The organism is Acidobacteriota bacterium (assembly GCA_039028635.1).
Classification (GTDB): Bacteria; Acidobacteriota; Thermoanaerobaculia; order Multivoradales; family JBCCEF01; genus JBCCEF01.
The window spans coordinates 46,605-67,579 of record JBCCHV010000020.1 but is presented as its reverse complement, the minus strand read 5'-3'; the positions used below and the strand labels follow the sequence as shown (position 1 = coordinate 67,579).

General features: G+C 66.2%; 13 protein-coding genes. 10 read left to right on the top strand and 3 right to left on the bottom strand.

Translation table 11 applies throughout. The features are described from left to right. Window positions 1-72: 72 nt before the first annotated feature. Window positions 73-954, top strand: a complete 882-nt coding sequence (locus AAF604_10315) for a tetratricopeptide repeat protein (GenBank protein MEM7050046.1) — start codon at window positions 73-75, stop codon at window positions 952-954. 191 nt (window positions 955-1,145) lie between these two features. Here AAF604_10315 and AAF604_10310 read toward each other — a convergent pair whose 3' ends face one another. Further along, the gene (locus tag AAF604_10310; GenBank protein ID MEM7050045.1) at window positions 1,146-1,316 is read right to left on the bottom strand and encodes a hypothetical protein; all 171 of its coding nucleotides are present in this window, start codon (window positions 1,314-1,316) and stop codon (window positions 1,146-1,148) included. On the opposite strand from AAF604_10310, the gene AAF604_10305 reads away from it, so the two are divergent. Then, window positions 1,284-3,968, top strand: coding sequence for a tandem-95 repeat protein (locus AAF604_10305; protein MEM7050044.1), 2,685 nt, complete (start codon window positions 1,284-1,286; stop codon window positions 3,966-3,968). The two genes, AAF604_10310 and AAF604_10305, sit on opposite strands and share 33 nt — an antisense overlap. Window positions 3,969-3,971: 3 nt before the next feature. Continuing rightward, window positions 3,972-9,599, top strand: coding sequence for an RHS repeat-associated core domain-containing protein (locus AAF604_10300; protein ID MEM7050043.1), 5,628 nt, complete (start codon window positions 3,972-3,974; stop codon window positions 9,597-9,599). A 12-nt stretch (window positions 9,600-9,611) separates the two neighbouring features. Here the strand turns inward: AAF604_10300 and AAF604_10295 are convergent, their stop codons facing one another. Together AAF604_10295 and AAF604_10290 are read right to left on the bottom strand one after the other, a co-directional pair. Next, a complete protein-coding gene (locus tag AAF604_10295) occupies window positions 9,612-12,194 on the bottom strand; it encodes a serine/threonine-protein kinase (protein ID MEM7050042.1) in 2,583 nt (860 codons plus the stop codon). Continuing rightward, complete coding sequence (locus AAF604_10290) at window positions 12,194-12,736, bottom strand: ECF-type sigma factor (GenBank protein MEM7050041.1); 543 nt, start codon at window positions 12,734-12,736, stop codon at window positions 12,194-12,196. Before AAF604_10290 ends, AAF604_10295 begins: the two co-directional genes overlap by 1 nt. Window positions 12,737-12,875: 139 nt before the next feature. Between AAF604_10290 and mutL the strand changes: the two genes are divergently transcribed. The 7 genes from mutL to AAF604_10255 all read left to right on the top strand — a co-directional run bounded on the left by mutL (window position 12,876) and on the right by AAF604_10255 (window position 20,970). Continuing rightward, a complete protein-coding gene (gene mutL / locus AAF604_10285; GenBank protein MEM7050040.1) occupies window positions 12,876-14,744 on the top strand; it encodes a DNA mismatch repair endonuclease MutL in 1,869 nt (622 codons plus the stop codon). Then, window positions 14,741-15,511 carry a ribonuclease III gene (gene rnc, locus AAF604_10280; GenBank protein MEM7050039.1) on the top strand — a complete coding sequence of 257 codons (771 nt, stop codon included), beginning with the start codon at window positions 14,741-14,743 and terminating at the stop codon, window positions 15,509-15,511. Before mutL ends, rnc begins: the two co-directional genes overlap by 4 nt. Window positions 15,512-15,666: 155 nt before the next feature. After that, window positions 15,667-16,095: a hypothetical protein gene (locus AAF604_10275; GenBank protein ID MEM7050038.1), complete on the top strand. Its 429-nt coding sequence runs from the start codon at window positions 15,667-15,669 to the stop codon at window positions 16,093-16,095. Between the two features lie 12 nt (window positions 16,096-16,107). Beyond that, window positions 16,108-16,524, top strand: coding sequence for a hypothetical protein (locus tag AAF604_10270; GenBank protein MEM7050037.1), 417 nt, complete (start codon window positions 16,108-16,110; stop codon window positions 16,522-16,524). 95 nt (window positions 16,525-16,619) lie between these two features. Further along, complete coding sequence (gene asnS / locus AAF604_10265) at window positions 16,620-17,924, top strand: asparagine--tRNA ligase (protein MEM7050036.1); 1,305 nt, start codon at window positions 16,620-16,622, stop codon at window positions 17,922-17,924. A gap of 47 nt (window positions 17,925-17,971) precedes the next feature. Then, window positions 17,972-18,877 (top strand): EamA family transporter, encoded by a 906-nt coding sequence (locus AAF604_10260; GenBank protein ID MEM7050035.1) that lies wholly within the window; start codon window positions 17,972-17,974, stop codon window positions 18,875-18,877. Between the two features lie 167 nt (window positions 18,878-19,044). After that, window positions 19,045-20,970, top strand: a complete 1,926-nt coding sequence (locus AAF604_10255; GenBank protein ID MEM7050034.1) for an acyl-CoA dehydrogenase family protein — start codon at window positions 19,045-19,047, stop codon at window positions 20,968-20,970. Window positions 20,971-20,975 lie beyond the last annotated feature (5 nt).

The window sequence follows — 20,975 nt, the reverse complement described above, 5'->3', positions numbered from 1 at the left end:
CGCGTATCTCGCCTCAGAAACCGCTCGACACGGCAACCTTCCTGCTGCTTCCTTCCGACTAGGAGCGAACTCATGAATCGTCACCTCTTCGTCGTCCTCGTCTGCTCCCTCCTGATCATCGTGGGTTCCCTCCAAGGGCAATCCGGGAGCTCGGCGGCCGACGCCGCCGCCTTGTTGGCGGAAGAGAAGTGGGAAGCCGCTGCCGCCGCCTTCACGGCCCTCGCCGATGGCGACCCGAAGGACGGCAGCGCTTGGTTCGGATTGGCCCAGGCGCGCCACGGGGCGGGCGACCTGAAGGCCGCCTTGGCGGCTTACGACAAGGCTCAGGAAGCCGGCTTCGCCGCCGGCCGAGTGCTGTTCCACCGCGCCCGTGCACTGGCTGCCCAGGGGCAGGCCGCGGCAGCGGTGCGCCAGCTCGAAGCCCTCGCCGACGCCGGCGCCAAGATCGCCGGTGCCGTCTCCGCCGACGCCGATCTCGCCAAGCTCGCCGGCCGCGATGACTATGCGCGAGCCTTGGCCCGGCTCACCCCCTGCTCCGATCCGCCCTATCGCCAGTTCGACTTCTGGCTCGGCGAGTGGGACGTCATCAACCAGGGCACCGGCGCCAAGGGAGCGATCAACCGCATTACCGCCGTGCACGGCGGCTGCTCCCTGCACGAGGACTACGAAAACGGTGCTTTCGAGGGCTCCTCCCTGAACGCCTACGATCAGGGCAGCGGCAAGTGGTACCAGACCTGGATGGACAATCAGGGCACCGTGCTGCGCTTGAGCGGCGGAATGGTCGGTGGCTCCATGCAGCTCTCCTCGGCGAGTGACAGCTCGCCCGTCAACCGCATCACCTGGACCCCCAACGACGACGGCAGCGTGCGCCAGCACTGGGAAACCTCCACCGACGGCGGCAAGACCTGGAATACCGCCTTCGACGGCCTCTACGTCAAGCGCTCGCAGCCGTAGTCCTCGCTGGCTGTTCGCTCCATCCACCGTGATGGGGTTTTTCTCCCGATCCCGCTATCTGGCGCGGTAGGGCCCGGCGGCCGTTTCCTGCTGCCGCGTCCTCCGCCTCAGGGAGGAGTCGACCTCCCTGATTCCAGCGATCGGGAGGACACGTGCTTCACAGACCAGCTTCGTATCGCCGCCGGAAATCTTCACGCCGGAATATCCAACTTCTCGTCATCGCGCTGACCGGTTTGGCGGTGAGCGCTGTGGCCGAGGCGCAGTCGCAGTGTGTAGCGCGAGTTCCGCAACCGCAGGCCGACGTTTTTCAGCTCAGCTCCGTCGAGGGGGTGCTCCTCGACGTGCTGGGCAACGACAGCCATAGCGGCGGATTGCCAATGACCGTGAGCCTGGATTCGGTGTCGAATCCGGCCGGCGGCAGCGTCGTGCGCAATGCCGACAACACGTTCACCTATCAGCGGGCCTCCGACTACATCGGCAACTTCAGGTTCACCTACTCGGTTTCCGATGGCGTTCACACGGTGTCCGGCATTCCCGTCCTGGTCGAGCTCTTCGACTCGACCTCGCTGCCGAACGAGTATGCGCCGATCGCCCTCGACGACAGCTTCGTCGTGCCGGCGGGGCAGCCGTCCTTCAGCCTCACCGGTGCGGCCCTTTTGGCCAACGACAGCGATCCCGATCCCGACCAAACGGCCCTGTTGTGGGTCGATCCGCTGACCCTCGTCCCGCCACAGCGGGGGCTCCTCGAGGTCACCGCGACGAATCCGGCGACCGGGGGAGTCGACAACCTGCTGTACACCCCGAATTCGGACTTCTTTGCCCTTGGGTGGGATGAGTTCGGCTATGAAGCGGTCGATCCCGACGGCCATCGGGGCTCCGCGACGGTGCGTCTGTTCCTGGCCGGCTGGCAGCCTCCGAACACGCCGCCGACGGCCCAAGATCACCTCATCGTCGTGCCGCAGGCGACCCGTACCTTCGTGCCCTGGGCGGAGTTTCTCGCCGGTGCCGAGGACGTCGATGGCGATTGGCTCGAAGTCGAAATCCTCTCTCAGCCGGATCCGGCGGACACGCGCCAGTGGTTCGTCGACGATGCCGGGGTCGTCTGGCAGCCGCGGGTGCAGCCGGTGTTTCGCGGCCAGACCTCCTTCGACTACCGCCTGTTCGATGGCACCGACTACTCGGCCCCGGCCACCGTGACCTTCGATGTTCAGGAGATCACCGATCCGCCGATGGCCGGCTACGACGGGCCGTTCGATGTTCCCAAGGACGGTCGGCTGTTCATTCGCTTCGAGGTCGGCGCCGTTGGCGAGCCCAATCTCTTCGGCAATGACCGCAGCCAGGTCCCCGATGCTCCGCTGCTGCCGATCAATCTCGCCTTCGGCGAGCCAGACCACGGCCGGCTCGACTTCTGCTGCAACGCGGCGGGCTTCTGGTACATCCCGGACGACGGCTACGAAGGCTTCGACAGCTTCTGGTACACGGTCGGCGATATCAACTTCCGCTCGGCGACGGCCAAGGTGCGTTTGAATGTGGTCGCCGGAGCGGTGGACCCGCCGCCGACCCAGGCTCGCAACGATTTCCTCGAAGTCCGCACCCTCGGCACCACCGCCTTCCTGTGGTCCGACCTGCTGGCCAACGACTCGGGGACCAACCTGCTTTTCTCGCAGCTCATCCCCGACGCTCCCAATCCGCTGCCCTTGACCTACGGCCAGGTCGAGCTGCTCTCGCCCGGCCACGATCTCGGCGGCGGCCTGCCGCCGGCGGACTACGACGGTGCATTGGTCTACACCCAGACGGTGCAGCCACCGGACATCGACGAGCTCGATGTCGTCGGTTACCGCGCTGCCCGCGGCGACGACCCTTCGACCTCCGATGCATTCGCCTTCTTCAGTTGGGGACAGTCTCCCAACTACATCGCCTACAACGACTTGGTGACCACCGCCGAGGGCCGAGCGACGGACATCGTCTTCAACCATCTTCTCGCCAACGACGAGCTCAGCAGCTATGCCGGGGCGAGCCCGGTGATCGATCCTGTTTTCCTGTCGCGGCCTCGCTTCGGCGAGATCTCGAATGTCGGGCACTTTGCCGGCGTGATCTACCGCCCGCCTCCGGGCTTCGTCGGAGCCGACTCGTTCACTTACTGGGTCTTCGACCAGAGCCTGCAGGCACCGCGGGTGGCGGCTCGGGTGGTGGTGGTGGTCGAGCCGGGCGCGCCGCTGCCTTCTTATGATCGGGCCTGGACCTATCAAGCGGCGGCTCTCGAGATCGACGCCCTGGCCAACGACAGCGATCCCCAGGGCGATGAGTTGCGCTACGTCGCCGTCACCCAGCCGACCTCGGGGCAGGTGTCGATCGTCGGCGCTGGCTCGGCGGCACGGTTGCTCTACGTTCCGGACCCGGGCTACGTCGGCGTCGTCACCTTCGGCTACACGGTCGCCGATCCCGATGGCAACCAGTCGTCCAATGCCGTCGAAGTCGAAGTGGTACCGAACGACCTGCCGCTGCCGATGGCGACGGTTTTCTGCGACGGTTTGCGCTGCCGCCTCGATGGCAGCGCTTCGAGCGACGACCTCGGCCTACTGAGCTACGAATGGCAGGTCGGTGCCGGGCCCGTATCGTCGCCCTACCAGGGCGAGTCGGTGTTGATCGACCTGGCGGCCGACGGGGTCTACCAAGTCGTCCTGACGGTGGCCGATGTCGGTGGGCGGACGGCCCAGGCCGTCACCACCTTCACGGCCGCGAGCGATCAGGCCGGGGCGACTCCAATTGCCGGCTTCACGTACGACTGCTCGAACGGTCCGACCTGCACCTTCGATGCTTCGACCTCCGTCGACGACGTCGAGATCACCCTCTTTCAGTGGGACTTCGGGGGTCTCGAGCAGAGGATTGGGCCGCAGCAGACCTATACCTTTCCGACCTCCCACGGCAGCTACACCGTGACCCTTGCGGTGCGCGACAGCTCGCAGCAGATCTCTACCCATGCGGTCACCGTATCGCCCGCTCCGGAGCAATAGACCATGCCGAGAATCCAGTCCAGCAGCTTGTTCAAACCTCTCTTCGCTGTTGTCTCTTCGCTCCTCCTGACCTTCGCGGCGGGAGCCATGGAGCCCAACCAGTGGGTCCTCGAAGGGGAGACCCTCGGGCGCGGCTACGACCCCTCGAAGTACTTCGCCACCGGCGCCGTCGACGACATCAACACCTTCAACGGCAATCTCACCTTCACCCTGCCGGTGGGGCAGCGGTATGCCCTGCGGGAGGGATTTTCCTACGGTCTCTCGCTGGTCTACAACGCCAATGCTTGGGATTTCGATCAGGTCCGAGATCCTCGGCCTGCGGATCCTGACGACTGCAGTCAGGTGCACAACGTCGCCATGCCGATGCTCGACGCCAACGCCGGCATGGGTTGGAAGCTGACCCTGGGGGAGCTCTATCCGCCCTATCGGCCGACCCCCGAGTTTCGCACCACCAGCACCCGCAACCCCAACAAGAGCGATGCTTGGCTGTTTGTCGGGCCGGACGGGCGCAAGCGCTCCTTTGGACCGGCCATCCACCCGGCCGGCAATCCACCTTCGGTCCCGGTGGATGACGACGTCGGATACGCCTCCGATGGCTCCTTCTACCGCTTCCGCAAGACCAGCTCGGTGACGGCGGCGGTGGACAGCCCGGACGGAGTGACCTATATCTTCACCAACTTCGTGCCCTCGGCGGACGAAGGCGCCGGCCGCTGGCGCCTCACCACCCTGCGGGATCTGCACAACAACTGGCTCCGCATCGACTACTCGGCCGACGAGAACACCTGGACCCTCAGGGACAGCATCGGTCGTAGCCATCGGGTCGAGCTGTCGGATGATCCAGCGGTCGCCGGAGCGCAGTATCCCCGGGTGGTGGAAAGTGCCCATCTGGCGGGAACCGCAGGCAACCAGAGCCTCGAGTACTCGTTTGTCTACGAGCTCGCCTCGGTGGCGCGGCCAGAGAGTCACAGCGCCGATTTTTCGCCCTGGGTCGGTGCGGCTCACGACACGGCGCTCCTCACTGGAATGATCCTACCGTCGGCCACCGCCGGGGGAGATCTCTCGAGCCGCGAGGCCTACGCCTTTGGTTACTACGCGGGATACGCCGGTGGCTACACTCATCCCCAGCCCTATCCGGGGCGGCAGGGCATGCTCGCCGTGGCTCAGCTTCCCACCGGTGGGGTTCAGGGCTACGAGTATCAGAAGTACACATTTCCCAACGAGGCCCGACTCGACGGTAGCGGCTCCACCTGTGGACCCTTCCGACCGGGCTGCAACAACCGCCCGGCTCCCACCAACACGTCGTTGGGGGTATTGCGCAAGACCCACTGGGATCCGGTGACCCACGCGGTCGGTGACGTCTTCCAGAATCCCACTGCCGAGTGGCACTATCGCCAGGCGCTCACTTTCAACTCGTTCCAGGGGCAGTGTGGGCCGAACTACCAGGACAGTCGGACCTTCTTGTTCTCGCCGGAAGCCAAGGGCACCGGGCTGGGTTGGGTGGTGTCGGTCTTTTACTACGGCCAGTGGCTCCATTCGTTGCCGGGCAGCAATGCCGACGAAGACTGGTTGGCGGCTGACTTCGGCTTGCCCTTCACCAAGGCTCTGACCAGCGCCGATGGCGGGGTCGAGGCGGCGCTCTACCCCGAGGAGGGCAAGCTGTTTCTCTCGCAGGAAATCTGGGAGTGCAGCGCGCAGTTCGACCGCGAGGCCTTCGACGATCGCCGAGAGTCGCTCGTCAACAGCCCTCACTGCACCAAAGCCAAAGCCGACTACGTGCGCTACTCGGCGGACCGGGCGAGCGATCCCAGTGGTTGGCCGGTGGCGCTGTACTTCGATCAGAACCGGCGCGCCGTGGCGCGTCGCTCGGTGAGCTTCACGAACGGCCAGCCGCAGAGCAAGGTCCACACCTCGATGCGCGACTGGGATGGCCTGGGGCACTTTCGCACCACCGTGACGGCGGGCAACTGGAACCGTTCCGGCGCCGTCTTTTCGACGGCCAACCCAAGCCAGTGGCCGACGCGGGTCGAAACGACGGCCTACAACCTGGCTGCCGGATCAGTCGACGTCGGTGACCCTCCGGATCATATGCCGTCTGGCAACGAGCCCTGGCTGCTCAACCTGGCGCCCTATTCGACGACCCAAGAAACGGTCGAATTCAATCGCGACGATGGCAATGATCCGGGTCACTTCATCGAGCGGGTGCGCACCGACTCCTGCACCGACGAGCTGGGTCAGGTGGTCGGCCGGCGGACGCGCCGGGACGTCAAGGTGGTGGCGCTGGGCAGCCGGCGTCCGGATCAGCCGATCGCCGAACCGGACGAAGGGTCGGCGGATCTTCTGATGCGGTTCGAGTTCGACGCTGCAGGCCAGCTTGTCCGGGAGCGCCTCTATGGCGGTGATTTCGACGCCGGCTCGAGCTCGGGAGTGCCCGATGGTTGTGGAGAACCGGCGGCTGTCGAGCCGGCCTTCCAGCGGCGCCACGAATACGAGCATGGCGTGCGTCAGATCACCTGGATCGAGGATCCTTGCCTCAGTGGACCGGATCAGGATGTCCTGCGGGTGCTGCATCGGCCAGCAATCGATCGCGCAACCGGCTTGGTTTCCCTGAGCCGGGACGCTGCCGGCTTGACTACCACGGCGGCTTACGACCGTCTTGGTCGCATGACCTGGCTCCGTGGCCCAGGACAGGATCATGGCGACCGCACGATCTTCCAGTATCTGCGCTATGGCGGCAACCAGGCCGGAGACTCGCCGGCGAAGGGAGTCGTCAAGCAAGGCGATCCGGAGAGCCGCGCCAGTGGCACCGAAAGTCAGATCCAGCTCACCGGATTCGGCCAGCCCTACAAGGAGCTCAGTCGCCGGGCCGGGCCCGACGCCTGGTCCGAGGTGCGACGCACCTACTACCGCGCTGGTCAGCCGCTACTGGTGTCGACCCAGTTCCCACGCGGACTGGCGGGGGGACCGCCGGGAAACACGCGAACCGACTACGATGGTCTCGGTCGGGTGAGCAAGATCAATCATCCGGACGACGAACCGAGCGGGGTTAGGCGCCAGACCTTCATCGACTGGCTGGGGCAGCGGCGCAAGACCGAACGCTGGTGGGTGCAGAGCGCCTTTCCTTCACAGTCCGGTCCGGGACGCAGCGAGACCCGTCGCGCGACGGTCTACGATCCCTTTGGGCGTACCGCTCGAGTCGAAGAGCCGTCCCAGCCCGGCTCCGATGCTCTCCAACGATCGGACTACTACTACGGTGTCGATGGCTCGCTGGCGGTGGTGGTGCAGCCGGGAACGCGGCGGCGAGTATTCAACTACGATGGCGCCGGCTTCCTGAACTTCGAAGAGCATCCAGAAATCGAGGGGAGGGTGATCTTCCGCCAGCACAACGCTTTGGGCAAGCCGGCGGAACGCCAGCATCGCGTCGGCGGCGCGCTCGTGGAGCGCCAGGGTTTTCTCTTCGATCGCTTGGGGCGGGTGATTCAAGCCCGCGACCTGATGGCGGATCGGCCCCTCTCGGAGTCGATCTTCGATCCCTCGAACGGCCGCCTGCTCGCCACCAAGCGTCACAACTGGATTCCCGAGGATCCCGCCCTTCCGGATGGGGATCAGATCGATGTGGTGGTCACCAAGACGTTCCGCTACGAGGCGGCCACCGGACGGCTGGCGGCGGAGCAGTTGCGCAGCACCAGCGGAATCTCGTTCCTCACCGAGTACGAGTACGACTCCATCGGACGCATCACTCGATTGCACTATCCAACCTGTTTCTCGGGAGCTTCATGCCGCGACGTGGCGCCGGAGCGGGCGGTGGAGATGCGCTATGAGCGGGGCCGTGTCCTGGCAGTCGATGCCGAGCGTCGGGTCGCCGGGGCCTGGGTTTTCGAGCCTGTGGTGAGTGCGGTTTCGTACCACGCCAATGGGCTCATCGACACCGTGGCCTCGGCAAACCAGGTGACTTGGGTGCAGGAGATCCCGCCCCAGCATCTGGCGAGGCCGCATCGGATCTACACCGCGGGCGCCCGCGGCTCGACCGGTGGTCACCAGGACGATTGGGACTCGGGCATCTTCCAGTACGACATGGCGGGCAATCCGAGCGTCATTGGGAGTGATCGCTTCGCCTACGACGGCGTCGGCCGATCGCAGGCCGCCGAGGTCGTCCATCCAACCTCTTCGGGCGCCACGGCGACCGCGGTCGAGTCTTACCAGTACGATCGCTTCGGCAACCTGACGGCGGTCACCGGAGGACCGAGCCCTGGAACCTTCCCGGTGGACACTATGAGCCACCGCTTGCGCGGCGGGAGATACGATGCGCAGGGAAATCTCCTGACCTTCGGCGGCTCGACCTTCACCTTCGATCCCCTCGGCACCGTGACCACCCAGCGTGGTCTCGGAGTCAATCAGCGCTATCTCTACGATGCCAGCGGCGAGAGGGTGGCGGTGCTCGATGCTCTCGGGCCCGACGGACCGCAGGAGCGCTGGTCCTTGCGCGGGGCCAGCAATGGCGTGCTGCGCCAGGTCGAGCGCACCCGCGACGGCTGGCGACTCCGCAAGGACTTTGTGCGTGGCGGTGATCGCCTGTTGGCTTCGATCTCCGATCCCGGGGGGGCGAGTGAGGAGGTGCGGTTTTTCCATCCGGATCATCTCGGTAGTCCGCGCCTGATCACTGATGAAAGTGCTGGTGACAACGTCGTCGCCTACCATGAGTACATGCCCTTTGGTTGGGAGGTCACCGATCCGAACCAGGACGATGAGCCCTTCCAGTTCACCGGCCATGAGCGGGATCGCAACTTTGTCGATCCCGATCCGACGGTGACCGATCGCAACGACGACCTCGACTACATGCATGCGCGTTACTACAGCCCGTGGATGCGCCGGTTCCTTTCGGTGGACGCGGTGTTGGGGAAGGTGGGAAATCCACTGAGTTGGAATCGGTATTCGTACGTGGGGAATAGTCCGCTGGGTGCGGTGGATCCCGATGGCAACGAAACCCTCGAGCTGAGTCGGGGATCGAACGGCTTGGATTTTGATCCTCGACAATTCAGAACGAACCAGGAGGCGATCGAACATCAGGTGAAGCTCGACAAGGAGAAAAGGGCTGCTGCCGAATCCCGGGGATACGGAGGTGAATCGGCAACGACGCCTGCCGAGGAGGTCCTCTCTGAGATCGCTTCACCAGAGGTCGTCGCGGTCAACGAGTTTCAGTTGGATGCTGTCGAGGTGTTGGGAATAGCCATTGCCGCACAGCTTCTCGCGCCAGTGTCAGTCGCTACCCAGTCGGCGAAAGTCGCTGAAGCGGCGAGCGCAACCAAGGCCGGAAACCTCGTTGGAGGAGCATTCAAGGCCTACATCTCGGGCGCTGGCGAGCGGTTTCGCGAAGGCCTGATAGGCGCTCTCATGACCGCGGCCGCTTCCGATGTTGGGACGGAGGGAGCGATTGACCTGAACTTCGTTGACATTCTCAAGAGCGCCGGTCTGGCAGCGGTGGTTCCGGAGAAAGAAGGCACGAAGTTGAACGCCGCCGTGGGGGGCGCGATCCAGGGATTCGAGACTGCTCTCGAATTTGTAAGACTGCAGGATCAAAACCTGCCTTCGGATTGCACTGATCCCGACTCACGAGCGGTCACGTGTAGTAACTGAGGGCGGCAGCGCTCAACGTCCGAAGTTCGTCCCCGTCGCTTCGCCCGCCACCACCTGCCGCCAGTGCTCGATCTCTCTGCTCAGGTTGGGGCGTTGATCGAGCTCGGCGGTGACCAGATCGGCGAGGCTCTGATGCATCAGGGCCTCGCCTTTTTCCTTGCGGCCCAGGCAGTGGTGGGTGTAGCCCAGCAGCCAGCGGGTCTTGATCTGCAGGAAGTTGATGTCGGTCATCACCCGGCCGAGGATGTCGCCGGCTTCGACCAGTAGCGGCTCGGCTTCGGCGCAGCGGCCTGCGTCGGCCAATGCCTGAGCGAGAAAGACCAGCGGATAGGTGAGGTTGTAGGAGCCGGCCTCGACCTTCCGGCGGGCGCCGGCGAGGGCGCGCTCGAAGGGGGCGATGGCGGCCCGGCTCTTGCCTTGCCGCCAAAGGGCATCGCCGAGGCCGGCGTCGGTGACCGCCTGCAGCAGGTGGTCGTCGAGGCCGAGGCCTTGCTGCATCTCGCGAGACTGGCGAAAGGCTTGCTCGGCACCGGCGAGGTCCGCGCGTTGGATGAAGCTGGCGCCGAGATCGTTGAGGGTCCAGGCCATCTGCTGATGCTGCTTTCCGAAGAGCCGCTGCTGGTCGGCGAGCAGCTCCTCGAGCAGTCGGTGACTTGGTCCTTCGGGCGCTCGGTCTCCGGTCATCGCAATCTGAGCCGCAAGGAGCCGGCGGCCATCGAATACTTCCGGGTGGAGGGGGCCATGGGCGCGGGTCGACAGCTCGATGGCGCGGCGGGCGAGATCGCCGGCGCCTTCCATCTCGCCGCGGTAAAGGGCCACCGAGGCCTGCTCGCGGTAGATCGTGGCCGCCAGAGCGGGGTGGGCGTCGGGATTGGGCGCCAGAGACTCGAGGGCTGCTGCGAGCTGATCGGCGGCGGCATCGAGGTCGCCGGCGATGCCGGCACTGCGGGCTTGCAAGGCGAGCGCTTGGGCTCGTTTCAACGGGGCGCCTTCGGGGATGAGCCGGAGGGCTTGGGCGGCGTGCTGGCGCGCCGCTTCGTAGTTGCCTTCGATCCACTCGAGGCGCCCGAGGAGGAGCAGCGTGTCGACCGAGGCGGTGTCGTCGGAGGCTTCCTCGGCGACGGTGAGGAAGCGCCGTGCCTCGGGCAAGACCGAGAGCTCGAGGTAAGCCTTGCCGATGGCCTGGGAGAGGGCTTCCTGGACCTCCGAAGGGTGCTCCGCGGCGTCACCCTGCCAGCGGGCCGCGCCGCGGTCGAGGAGCTCCCGAGCGGTGACGTCGCGGCCCTGATGAAAGGCCGGCTCGGCGCCTTCGAAGAGGCCGCCCAGGAAGTGCACCACCTGTTGGGCGGTAGCGGCCTCGGCGGCGGTGCGGTCGCGTTCGTGCGCCAATCGGTTGGCAGCGATGGCCATGCTGCCGGCGAAGGACGCCAGCAACCCGAGGAAGAGCAGGGCAGCGGCGGTGGCCCACCGGTGGCGGGCGACGAATCGCCGGAACAAGTAGCCGAAGGTGGGGGCTCGCGCCAGGATCGGTTGCTTGTCGAGGTGGCGGTCGAGGTCATCGGCGAGCTGACCGGCAGAGGGGTAGCGCTGTTCCGGCTCTGGAGCGAGGGCTTTGGCGACGATGGTGTCGAGGTCTCCCCGGAGCTCCGCCGGCGCCAGGCTGGCGGTGGCTTTCCCGGCCAGTCGGCTGGCGGTGGTTGCCTTCGGCTCTTCGTCTAGTCGTCCGATGGCGCCTTGCGGCAGGCGGCCAGTGAGCAGCTCGCAGAGGACGAGACCGAGGGAGTAGACGTCACTCGCCGTGCTGACCTCTCGACCCCGGACCTGTTCCGGGCTGGCGTACCGCGGGGTCATCGGAGCGGACCCGGTGTGTGTCAGCCGCTGGGCGTCGTCCTCCGCCGTCAGGCGGGCGATGCCGAAGTCGAGGAGCACCGGCTGCTGGTCATTCCGGACCAGGATGTTCGAGGGCTTGAGATCCCGGTGGATGACCAGATTGCGGTGCGCGAAGTCGACGGCTCGACAGACCTTGCCGAAGAGCCTGAGCCTTGCGGTGCGACTCGGTTGCTGGCGCCGGCACCACTGATCCAAGGGCTCTCCGGCGACGTGCTCGAGGACGAGGAAGGGCAGGCCCTGGGGTGTCAGGCCGACGTCGTAGAGGCGGGCGATGGCGGGATGCTCGAGGCGCGCCAGAATCTGGCATTCGGCGCGAAAACGCTCGCGGGCGACGGGTGCGAGGAGGGCTTGCTTGGAGACCTTGATCGCCACCTTGCGCTGGTAAGAGTGGTCGTCCCGAAAAGCCTCGAAGACCAACGCGGCGGCGCCCTCGCCGAGGATTCTCCCGAGGCGCCAGGGCCCGACGTGGTCGCCGGCGGCCAAGGGAGGCGGCAGCTCGAGGTCGAGGCCGGCGGTGGGATCGAGCAGGGGATGGCTGTGGGCGTCGAGGGCGAGAAGAGACTCGACCTGCTGGCGGAGCTCTGGGTCGTCGGCGCAAGAGGAGTCGAGAATCTCCTGCCGTTGCCGGGGGTCGCAGGGCAGGCAAGCCTGCAGGATCTGGTCGGCGCGGCGCCAGCGCTCGAGATCTCGGGGGAGCGGGCTCATCACGCTTCTCCCAGGGCGCTGTCCGGAGCGGATTGGAGAAGCTTGGCCAGCCAGGCCCGCGCCGCGCGCCACTCGCGGCTGACGGTCGCTGTCGAGATTCCGAGGGCGGGAGCGGCCTCCTCGATGGTCATGCCGGCGAACAGGCGCAGCTCGACCAGCCGAGCCTTGCGGCCATCGAAGCCTTCGAGGCGGCGGAGGGCGAGGTCGAGGTCGAGGACTTCGGGCAGCCCCGGAAAGTCGAGGGCGTGGCCTTCCGCCAGGGTCACCCGCTGGCGTTCCCCACCGCGCTTCTGGTAGCCCCGGTGGCGGGCCCAGTCGACCAGCACGCGGCGCATGGCGCGGGCGGCGGTGCGCAGGAAGTGGTGACGGTCTCGCCAGGTGATTCCCTGGTCGACCAGGGCCATGTAGGCCTCGTGGACCAGATCGGTGGCCTGCAGGGTGTGCTCGCGTCGCTCGCCCTGCAGGCGGTACTGGGCCAAGCGCCGGAGCTGGCCGTAGGTCTCTTGAAACAGGCGGTCGGTGTTGTCGTCGGGTGCAGTCAATGGTCCTCCAGGTCAAGACGACTGTCAGGGCGTCGAGAAGCGCCCGCAATGGTCAGCAGTGCTCGCGAGTCGAAGCAAGGTTTAGATGAGTATCGGGGTAGGGGGCGATGCGAAGGAGCTCGCGGTAAGATCCGGCGTCATGCCCAAGATTCGTTTGCTGTCCGACCACCTGGTCAGCCAGATTGCGGCCGGGGAGGTGGTGGAGCGTCCGGCGTCGGTGGTCAAGGAGCTGGTGGAGAACTCCCTCGACGCCCAGGCGCGGGAGGTGCGCATCGAGCTCGAGGCGGGTGGCAAACGGCGCATTCTGGTGGCCGACGATGGCATCGGCATGGGGCGCGACGACGCTCTGCTGGCCTTCGATCGCCACGCCACCAGCAAGATCGACAGCTTCGAAGACCTGCAGCAGGTGGCGACGCTGGGCTTCCGGGGTGAGGCTTTGGCCTCCATCGCGGCCGTTGCCCGGGTCGAGCTGACCACCGCCGAGGAGCCCGGGGACGGCCATCGGGTGCGCATCGAGGGTGGTCGCATCAAGGTGGCGGAGCCGGCCGCCCGGGCGCGCGGCACGACCCTCGAGATCGCCTCTTTGTTCTTCAATGTGCCGGCGCGGCGCAAGTTCCTCAAGGCGCCGGCGACGGAGCTGCGGCGGGTGGTCGAGGTGGTGCAGGGCTATGCCCTCGCCCGGCCGGACGTGAAGTTCTCGCTGCAGCACCAGGGGCGCGCTCTGCTCGAGGCGCCGCCGGTCAAGAACAGCAGCACCTTGGAGGGCGCTCGTGAGCGCATCGCCCAGGTCTTCGGACGCCCCTTCGCCGGTGAGCTGACGCCGTTGCCGGCCGGCGCCGACGGCATCGAGGGGTTGGTGGGCAAGGCGTCGACTTCCCGCGGTCGGCGCCTCTTCGTGTTCGTCAATCGGCGCCTGATTCGGGATCGCTCGGTGCTGGCGACCTTTTACCGCGCCGTCCGCGACGAGTGGAAGAACGAGGACTACCCGTCCCTCTTCCTGTTCCTCGACGTCCCGCCGGAGGACGTCGACGTCAACGTCCACCCCCAAAAGGCCGAGGTGCGGTTCCGCGAGCTGTCGGTGCTCGACCGTCTCTACGGACGGCTGCGCGAGGGGTTGGCGGCGGCTCGCGGCGAGGAGGCGGCGCCGCTGCGTTCGCCGGTTCGACCGCCGGCACCGGCGGCCTGGCAGGGGCTCGGCGAGCGCCCGCGGGTGGCGCCGGGCGGGGCGAAGGGCGTCTGGCCTCCCCAGGAGGACTGGAAAGTGCGCCGGGCCGATGGCGTGGCCGCGCCGCCGGCCCCCTACGGCGAGGGAACGAAAGCATCCCCGGGGCCGCCGGCGGCGAACGCCGAAGAGCGTTTGGCCACCCCCAGCTACACCCCGGAAAAGCGTCCGGTGGTACCCCTCTCCGGCCGCTCCGGTGAGGAACGCCCCTTTCGCCTCCTCGGCCAGTACAAGGGCACGCTCATCCTGCTCGAGGGTCCCGACGGCCTCTACCTGATCGATCAGCACGTCGCCCACGAGCGCATCCTCTACGAGCGCCTCAAGCTGGCGATGGAACGGGAGTCGACCCCCAGCCAGGCGCTGTTGACGCCTCCGGTGCTCGAGCTCTCGCCGGCGGAAGATCTGCGCCTCGGCGAGATGCAGCCGGGTCTCGAGGGGTGCGGATTCGAGGTCGCCCGCCTCTCCGGGCGTAGCGCCGCCTTGGCGGCGGTTCCGGCGGTGCTGTCGCCGGACGAGGCCGAGGACCTGCTGCGCACCCTGCTCGGGGAGAGCGACGAAGGCGGCACCGGGCCGGAGGCTCTGCGTCGCCGGATCCTCGAAGCGCTGGCAGCGAGCCGGGCGTGCAAAGCGGCGGTCAAGATGCATCACCCCCTGTCGGCCACCGAGATGGAAGCCTTGGTGGCGGAGCTCTTTGTCTGCGAGAATCCATACGCCTGCCCTCACGGCCGGCCGGTTGTTCTGGAGATGACCGACTCGGATCTCGAGCGGCGTTTCAAGAGGCGATGAGAACCGACGATGATCTTTCCGGGACCGATGCCGTCACTCGCCCCCCTCGCGAGGAGGCGCGGGTGAGGTTCGGTCGCCGCTTGAGCCCGCTCGAGGAGCAGCTCGGCTATCGCTTCCGCCAGCCGGAGCTGATCGAGCTGGCGATCACCCATCGCTCCCACGCCAACGAGCGCGGCTTCTCGGGCAATTACGAGCGTCTCGAGTTCCTGGGCGATGCCGTCCTCGGCATGGTGACCGCCGACTGGCTCTATCGCACTCTGCCGGACGTTCCCGAGGGTGAGCTCTCCAAGCTCAAGAGCTACCTGGTGTCGCGGCCGGTGCTGGCGCGCCGGGCGCGCTTCCTCGGCCTCGGCGAGCTGATGCGACTGGGAGTCGGTGAGGAACGCTCCGGAGGCCGTTCGAAGGACTCCCTTCTGGCCGACTGCATGGAAGCGGTTCTCGGCGCGATTTACCTCGATGGTGGCCTCGAGCCGGTGGCGCGATTGATTCGCGAGCTGCTCGAAGACGCCATGCGCTTCCGCCGCGACCGTGCCCTGATCGACGCCAAGACGCGGCTTCAGGAGCTCGCCCAGGCGGAGGGTTGGGCCCTGCCCGACTACCGCCTGATCGAAGAGACGGGCCCCGACCACTCGAAGACCTTCACCTTCGAATGCCGCCTCAACGGCGATCGCGTCGGCGTCGGCTCCGGTCGGAGCAAGAAGGTCGCCGAGCAGGCCGCCGCGGCCGCCGCCCTCGAGATCATCGAGGGTCCCCACGCCCTCTCCTAGGGCTCCTTCCTTCGATGACCGAATGTAAGTAGGTACATCGCTGTGCCGAATGCGGTGCTCATCACGAGCACCCGTCGGCCGGCGCCGTGGTGATTCTCGGGGATCCACCCCGAGGCCGGGCTCGGCCTCACCAACTCCTCGAAGGAGAGACCACGATGGAGACTGATCGGAATCGTCCGACTCGCCCTCCCGGCCAGGCTTTGCTGATTCTTGTCCTGGTCCTGGCGTTGGGCTCATGGGCCTCTGTGGCCACCGCCCGCCCGCTGACCGATAGCTGTTCGGTGTTTTGCGCTGCCGAGGTCGATGCCTGTCTCGATGATGTCGACACCGACTATGCGCTCGCCGTTCCGGGGTGCCACACCAGCTATCAAGGCTGCCTGGACCAGGGCATCTTCACGCCGCAGCGCTGCCAGCAGGATCGGGACCAGTGTCTCGAAGACGCGATGACCGAGAAAGAGGGCGGCGAGCTCTTCTGCGACAGCGTCCTGCTGATGTGTGAAGAAGACGAGTGCCCCGGTGGCGGTGGACCGGGCGGTGGCGGTGGTGGTGGTGGTGCCGGTGAAGACGACATCGAAGATTGCTGAGGACGAACGCCCATGAATGCGAAGCTCAAGACTCTCTCCGTTTCCGCTCCGACGGGACTGGCCCTCGCCCTTCTCGTGCTCCTCGGTAGCTGGGGAACCAACGCCGAAGCTCGGCCCTTGACCAATAGCTGCTCGGTGTTCTGCGCTGCCGAGGCGGACGCCTGCTACTCGTTCCTCGATCAGGGCCATGCTCAGACGGTGGCGGGCTGCCATACCGGCTACCAGGGCTGTATCGACAACAACTTTCCGCAGTCGGACTGCGAGATGGTGCGTGAGCAGTGCCTCACCGACGCTCAGGACTCCTTCGAAGGGGGCGAGCTGTTCTGTGAAGCGGTGCTCGAAATCTGCGAAGAAGAGCAGTGCGGTAACGACAGCGACGGTGCCGGCAACGGCGGCGGCGACGCGCGGGATCGCATCGACGTCTGCTGAGGGACGGGCCTGACACTGGCCCTTTCCGGGCTCTCCCGGGAAGGGCCGCGGCTCGTCTTGCGCCCTGCCGGAGAGGCCCATAGAATCCCTCTCTTATGGCTGACCGACTCCCCACTCCGAGTATTCGATCCCTCGCCGATTTCGATGGCCAGCACGTCTATCTGCGTGGCTGGATTCAGAAGAAGCGGTCGAGCGGCAAGATTGGCTTTCTCCAGATCCGCGACGGCAGCGGCGTGGTGCAGTGTGTTGCCAGCAAGGCCGATCTCTCGGACTCCGGTTGGGAAGACGTGGTGGCTTCGACTCAGGAGTCGACGGTCGAGCTGCGTGGCAGGGTCAAGGCCGACCCGCGGGCGCCCGGGGGGGTCGAGGTTCAGCTCACCGATTTTTCGGTGCTGCAGATCAGCGAGCCCTTTCCGATCACCCCCAAGGAGCACGGCACCGCCTTCCTGATGGAGCATCGCCACCTCTGGCTGCGCTCCAGCAAGCAGCGCGCCGTGCTGCGTGTGCGCAGCGAGGTCTGCCAGGCGATTCGTGACTTCTTCTACCGGCGCGAGTTCACGCTCATCGACTCGCCGATCCTGACGCCGGCGGCTTGCGAGGGCACCTCGACCCTCTTCGAGACCGACTACTTCGGCGACCAGGCCTTCCTCAGCCAGTCGGGGCAGCTCTACCTCGAGCCCGCCGCCGCCGCCCTCGGCAAGGTCTACTGTTTCGGACCGACCTTTCGGGCCGAGAAGTCGAAGACCCGCCGCCATCTGATGGAGTTTTGGATGGTCGAGCCGGAGGTCGCCTTCCTCGAGTTCGATGGCCTCTGCGAGCTCGCCGAGGAGTTCGTCTGTGAGCTCGTCGGGCGAGTGCTCGAGCGCTGTCAGGAAGATCTCGAGGTGCTGGAGCGGGACCCCGCCGCCCTCGAACGCATCATTCCGCCGTTCCCGCGCATCACCTACCGCGAAGCTCTCGAGATCCTGCGCAAGCAGGGCCACGAGCTCGAGTTCGGCGACGATTTCGGTGGCGACGACGAAACCGTTCTCGCCAACCACTTCGACCGTCCGGTGATGGTGAGTCGCTTCCCGACGGTGATGAAGGCGTTTTATATGGAGCCCGACCCGGAGGATCCGGAAGTGGTGCTGGGTCTCGACCTGCTCGCTCCTGAAGGCTACGGCGAGATCATCGGCGGCAGTCAGCGTATCCACGATCACGACCTGCTGCTCGAGCGCATTCAGCAGCACGACCTGCCCGTCGAGGCCTTCCAGTGGTACCTCGACGTCCGCAAGTACGGTGGCTTCCCCCATTCCGGCTTCGGTATGGGAATCGAGCGTTTCGTTGCCTGGATGTGCGGAGTCCCTCACCTTCGTGAGACAATTCCGTATCCTCGAATGCTCTACCGCATTTATCCGTAGCCGCCGCACGACCCGACGATTCGCGGCCGGTTTCTCTGGGGGAGGCCATGAATCGACTGGCGGTCGCGGTGTTGGTGTTGATCTGGGGGACCACCTGGGCGGCGATCCGCATCGGCCTCGAGGGCACGCCCCCCTTTACCGGCGTGGCGCTGCGCTTCGCTCTTGCGGGAGCTGTCCTGCTGGCGATGGTGCCGCTGTTCCGCGTTCGCCTCGGCCAGAGTCGTCGCGAGGTCGCCCTGTGGGCCCTCAACGGCCTGCTCTCTTTCTCCCTCTCCTACGGCATCGTCTACTGGGCCGAGCAGCGCATCTCGTCCGGCCTGGCCGCTGTCCTGTTCGCGACTTTTCCGCTGTTCGTCGCCGCCTTCAGTCACTTCTGGCTGCCCGGTGAGCGCCTGACGGCGCGCTCCCTGAGCGGCACCCTGATCGGCTTCGCTGGGGTGGCGGTGATCTTCTCCGAGGACCTCAGCCGCCTCGCCGAGCCGGTCGGCGAGGTCGGCGCCTTGGGTGGCGGGATCGCGGCGGCGGCCGGCCTGTTCCTGGTCTCGCCGCTGGTCTCGGCCTTCGCCAATGTCGCCACCAAACGCTGGGGGAAGGGCCTCCATCCGCTCTCCATCACGGCGGTGCCGATGCTGCTGACCGGTGCCGTGATGGGCACCCTGGCGGCCCTCGTCGAGGGCGATCGGGAAATGATCTGGGACGTCTCGTCGGTGGGCGCCATCCTCTACCTGGCGATCTTCGGCTCGGCGGTGACCTTTTCGGTCTACTTCTGGCTTCTCGGCCGCATGCCGGCGACTCGTCTCTCCCTGATCACCTATGCGGTGCCGGTGGTGGCGGTGGTCACCGGCACCCTGTTTCTCGAAGAAACCCTGACCGTTCGGGTGGGAATCGGGGCGGCTTTGGTGATCCTCGGGGTGGCCCTGGCGGTGTGGAAGAAAGAGGACGAACGTTCGTAATTGCCGGCCCGCGGCAAGGAAATTCGATCCAGACCCACAGCGAACTCGGGGATCGTTCGAGAAGCCCTTTGGCTCCTGAGTTTTTGACCAGGTCGCCGACTCTGCTAGACTAATTGCCGAGACGCGGCATAAGGGCCGAAGGATTCACCAGCACAGGGGGTTTCGCCATGGCAGAGAAGAAGCGCATTCAGGTCAGCGAAGCGGAGTCGATGGAGGTTGCCGAAGCTTCGCGGGAGAAAGAGTGGAAGCAGCCCAGCTTCATGCGAGAGCTGTTTCTCGGCAACTTTCGCCTCGACTTGATCCACCCCTTCCCGCTGCCGCGCAATGACGACGAGGAGCGCCCCGAGTTCCGCGCCTTCTACCAGGCGATTCGCGAGTTCCTGCGCGACGAGGTCGATGCCGTCGAGATCGACGCCACCGGCGAGTATCCGGAGAGCGTCGTCGATGGTCTGCGCAAGCTCGGCGCCTTCGGGATGAAGATTCCCAAGGAGTACGGCGGCCTCGGCTTCACGTCGGCCGAGTACCAGAAGGTGATGCGCCTGCTGGGCAGCGTCGACGGCAACCTCTCGGCCCTGCTCTCGGCGCACCAGTCGATCGGCGTGCCCCAGCCGCTCAAGCTCTTCGGCAGTGACGCGCTGAAGAAGAAGTACCTGCCGCGTTGTGCCAAGGGCGAGATTTCGGCCTTCGCCCTCACCGAGTCTCAGGTGGGTTCCGATCCGGCCCGCATGACCACCACCGCGGTCAAGGACAACAACGGCGACTACATCATCAGCGGTGAGAAGCTGTGGTGCACCAACGGCACCCTCGCCAAGCTGCTGGTGGTGATGGCGACGGACCCGGCGACTCGCAAGATCAGCGCCTTCGTGGTCGAGACCGCCTGGGAAGGCGTCAAGATCGAGCATCGCTGTCACTTCATGGGTCTGCGCGCTCTGGCCAATGCCGTGATCAGCTTCAAGGACGTGCGGGTGCCGGCCGAGAACCTGATCGGCGCCGAGGGCCGCGGTCTCAAGATCGCCCTCACCACCCTCAACGATGGTCGTCTGTCGATCCCCAACGGCTCCGTCGGCACCGCCAAGGCCTGTCTCGAAATCTGCCGCACCTTCGCCGCCGAGCGCGAGCAGTGGGGTAAGCCGATCGGCAAGCACGAGGCCATCGCCCACAAGCTCGCCGACATGGCTTCCTACACCTATGCCATGGAGTCGGTGGCCGCTTTGGCGACGGAGATGGCCGACCGCGGCGGTTACGACATCCGCCTCGAAGCTGCCGCCGCCAAGGAATGGAACACCTTCCACACCTGGCGCATCGTCGACGAGACGATGCAGATCCGCGGTGGTCGCGGCTACGAGACCGAGAAGTCCCTGATCGCCCGCGGTGAGGAGGCGGCCGGTGTCGAGCGGGTGATGCGTGACTACCGCATCAACAAGATCTTCGAGGGTTCGAGCGAGATCATGCATCTCTTCATGGCCCGCGAGGCGGTGGACAAGCACCTGCAGGTCGCCGGTGACTTGATCGATCCCAAGAAGAGCGTCGCCGAGAAAGCGGCGGCATTGCCCAACATGGGCGCCTTCTACGGCACCTGGTACCCGACCCGTTGGCTGGGCTGGGGCCACTACCCGCGCTACGAGGAGTTCGGCCGCCTCGCCGGCCACCTGCGCTTCGTCGAGCGCAGCTCGCGCAAGCTCGCCCGCCAGGTCTTCCACGGCATGGTGGTGCACCAGGCCAAGCTGCAGAACAAGCAGGCCTTCCTGTTCCGCCTGGTCGACATCGCCAACGAGCTCTTCGCGATGGCGGCGTCGGTGTGCCGGGCCCAGGCCCTGTCGCAGCAGGCGAGCCGCGATGCACGCAACGCCATCGAGCTGGCGGATCTCTTCTGCCGCACCTCGCGGCGCCAGATCAAGCAGCTCTTCCGCGACCTGTGGTCGAACGACGATAGCCGCAAGTACTCGGTCGCCATGCGGGTGCTGAAGGGCCATCACAAGTGGATCGAGGAAGGCATCATTCGCTTCCGCGAGCGCCAGGAGCTGGAGGCCAAGAAGGCGCGCTCCGCGGCCAAGCCGCGGCTGGCGCCGGTGAAGGCCGAGAAAGCCGGCTAGGGCCG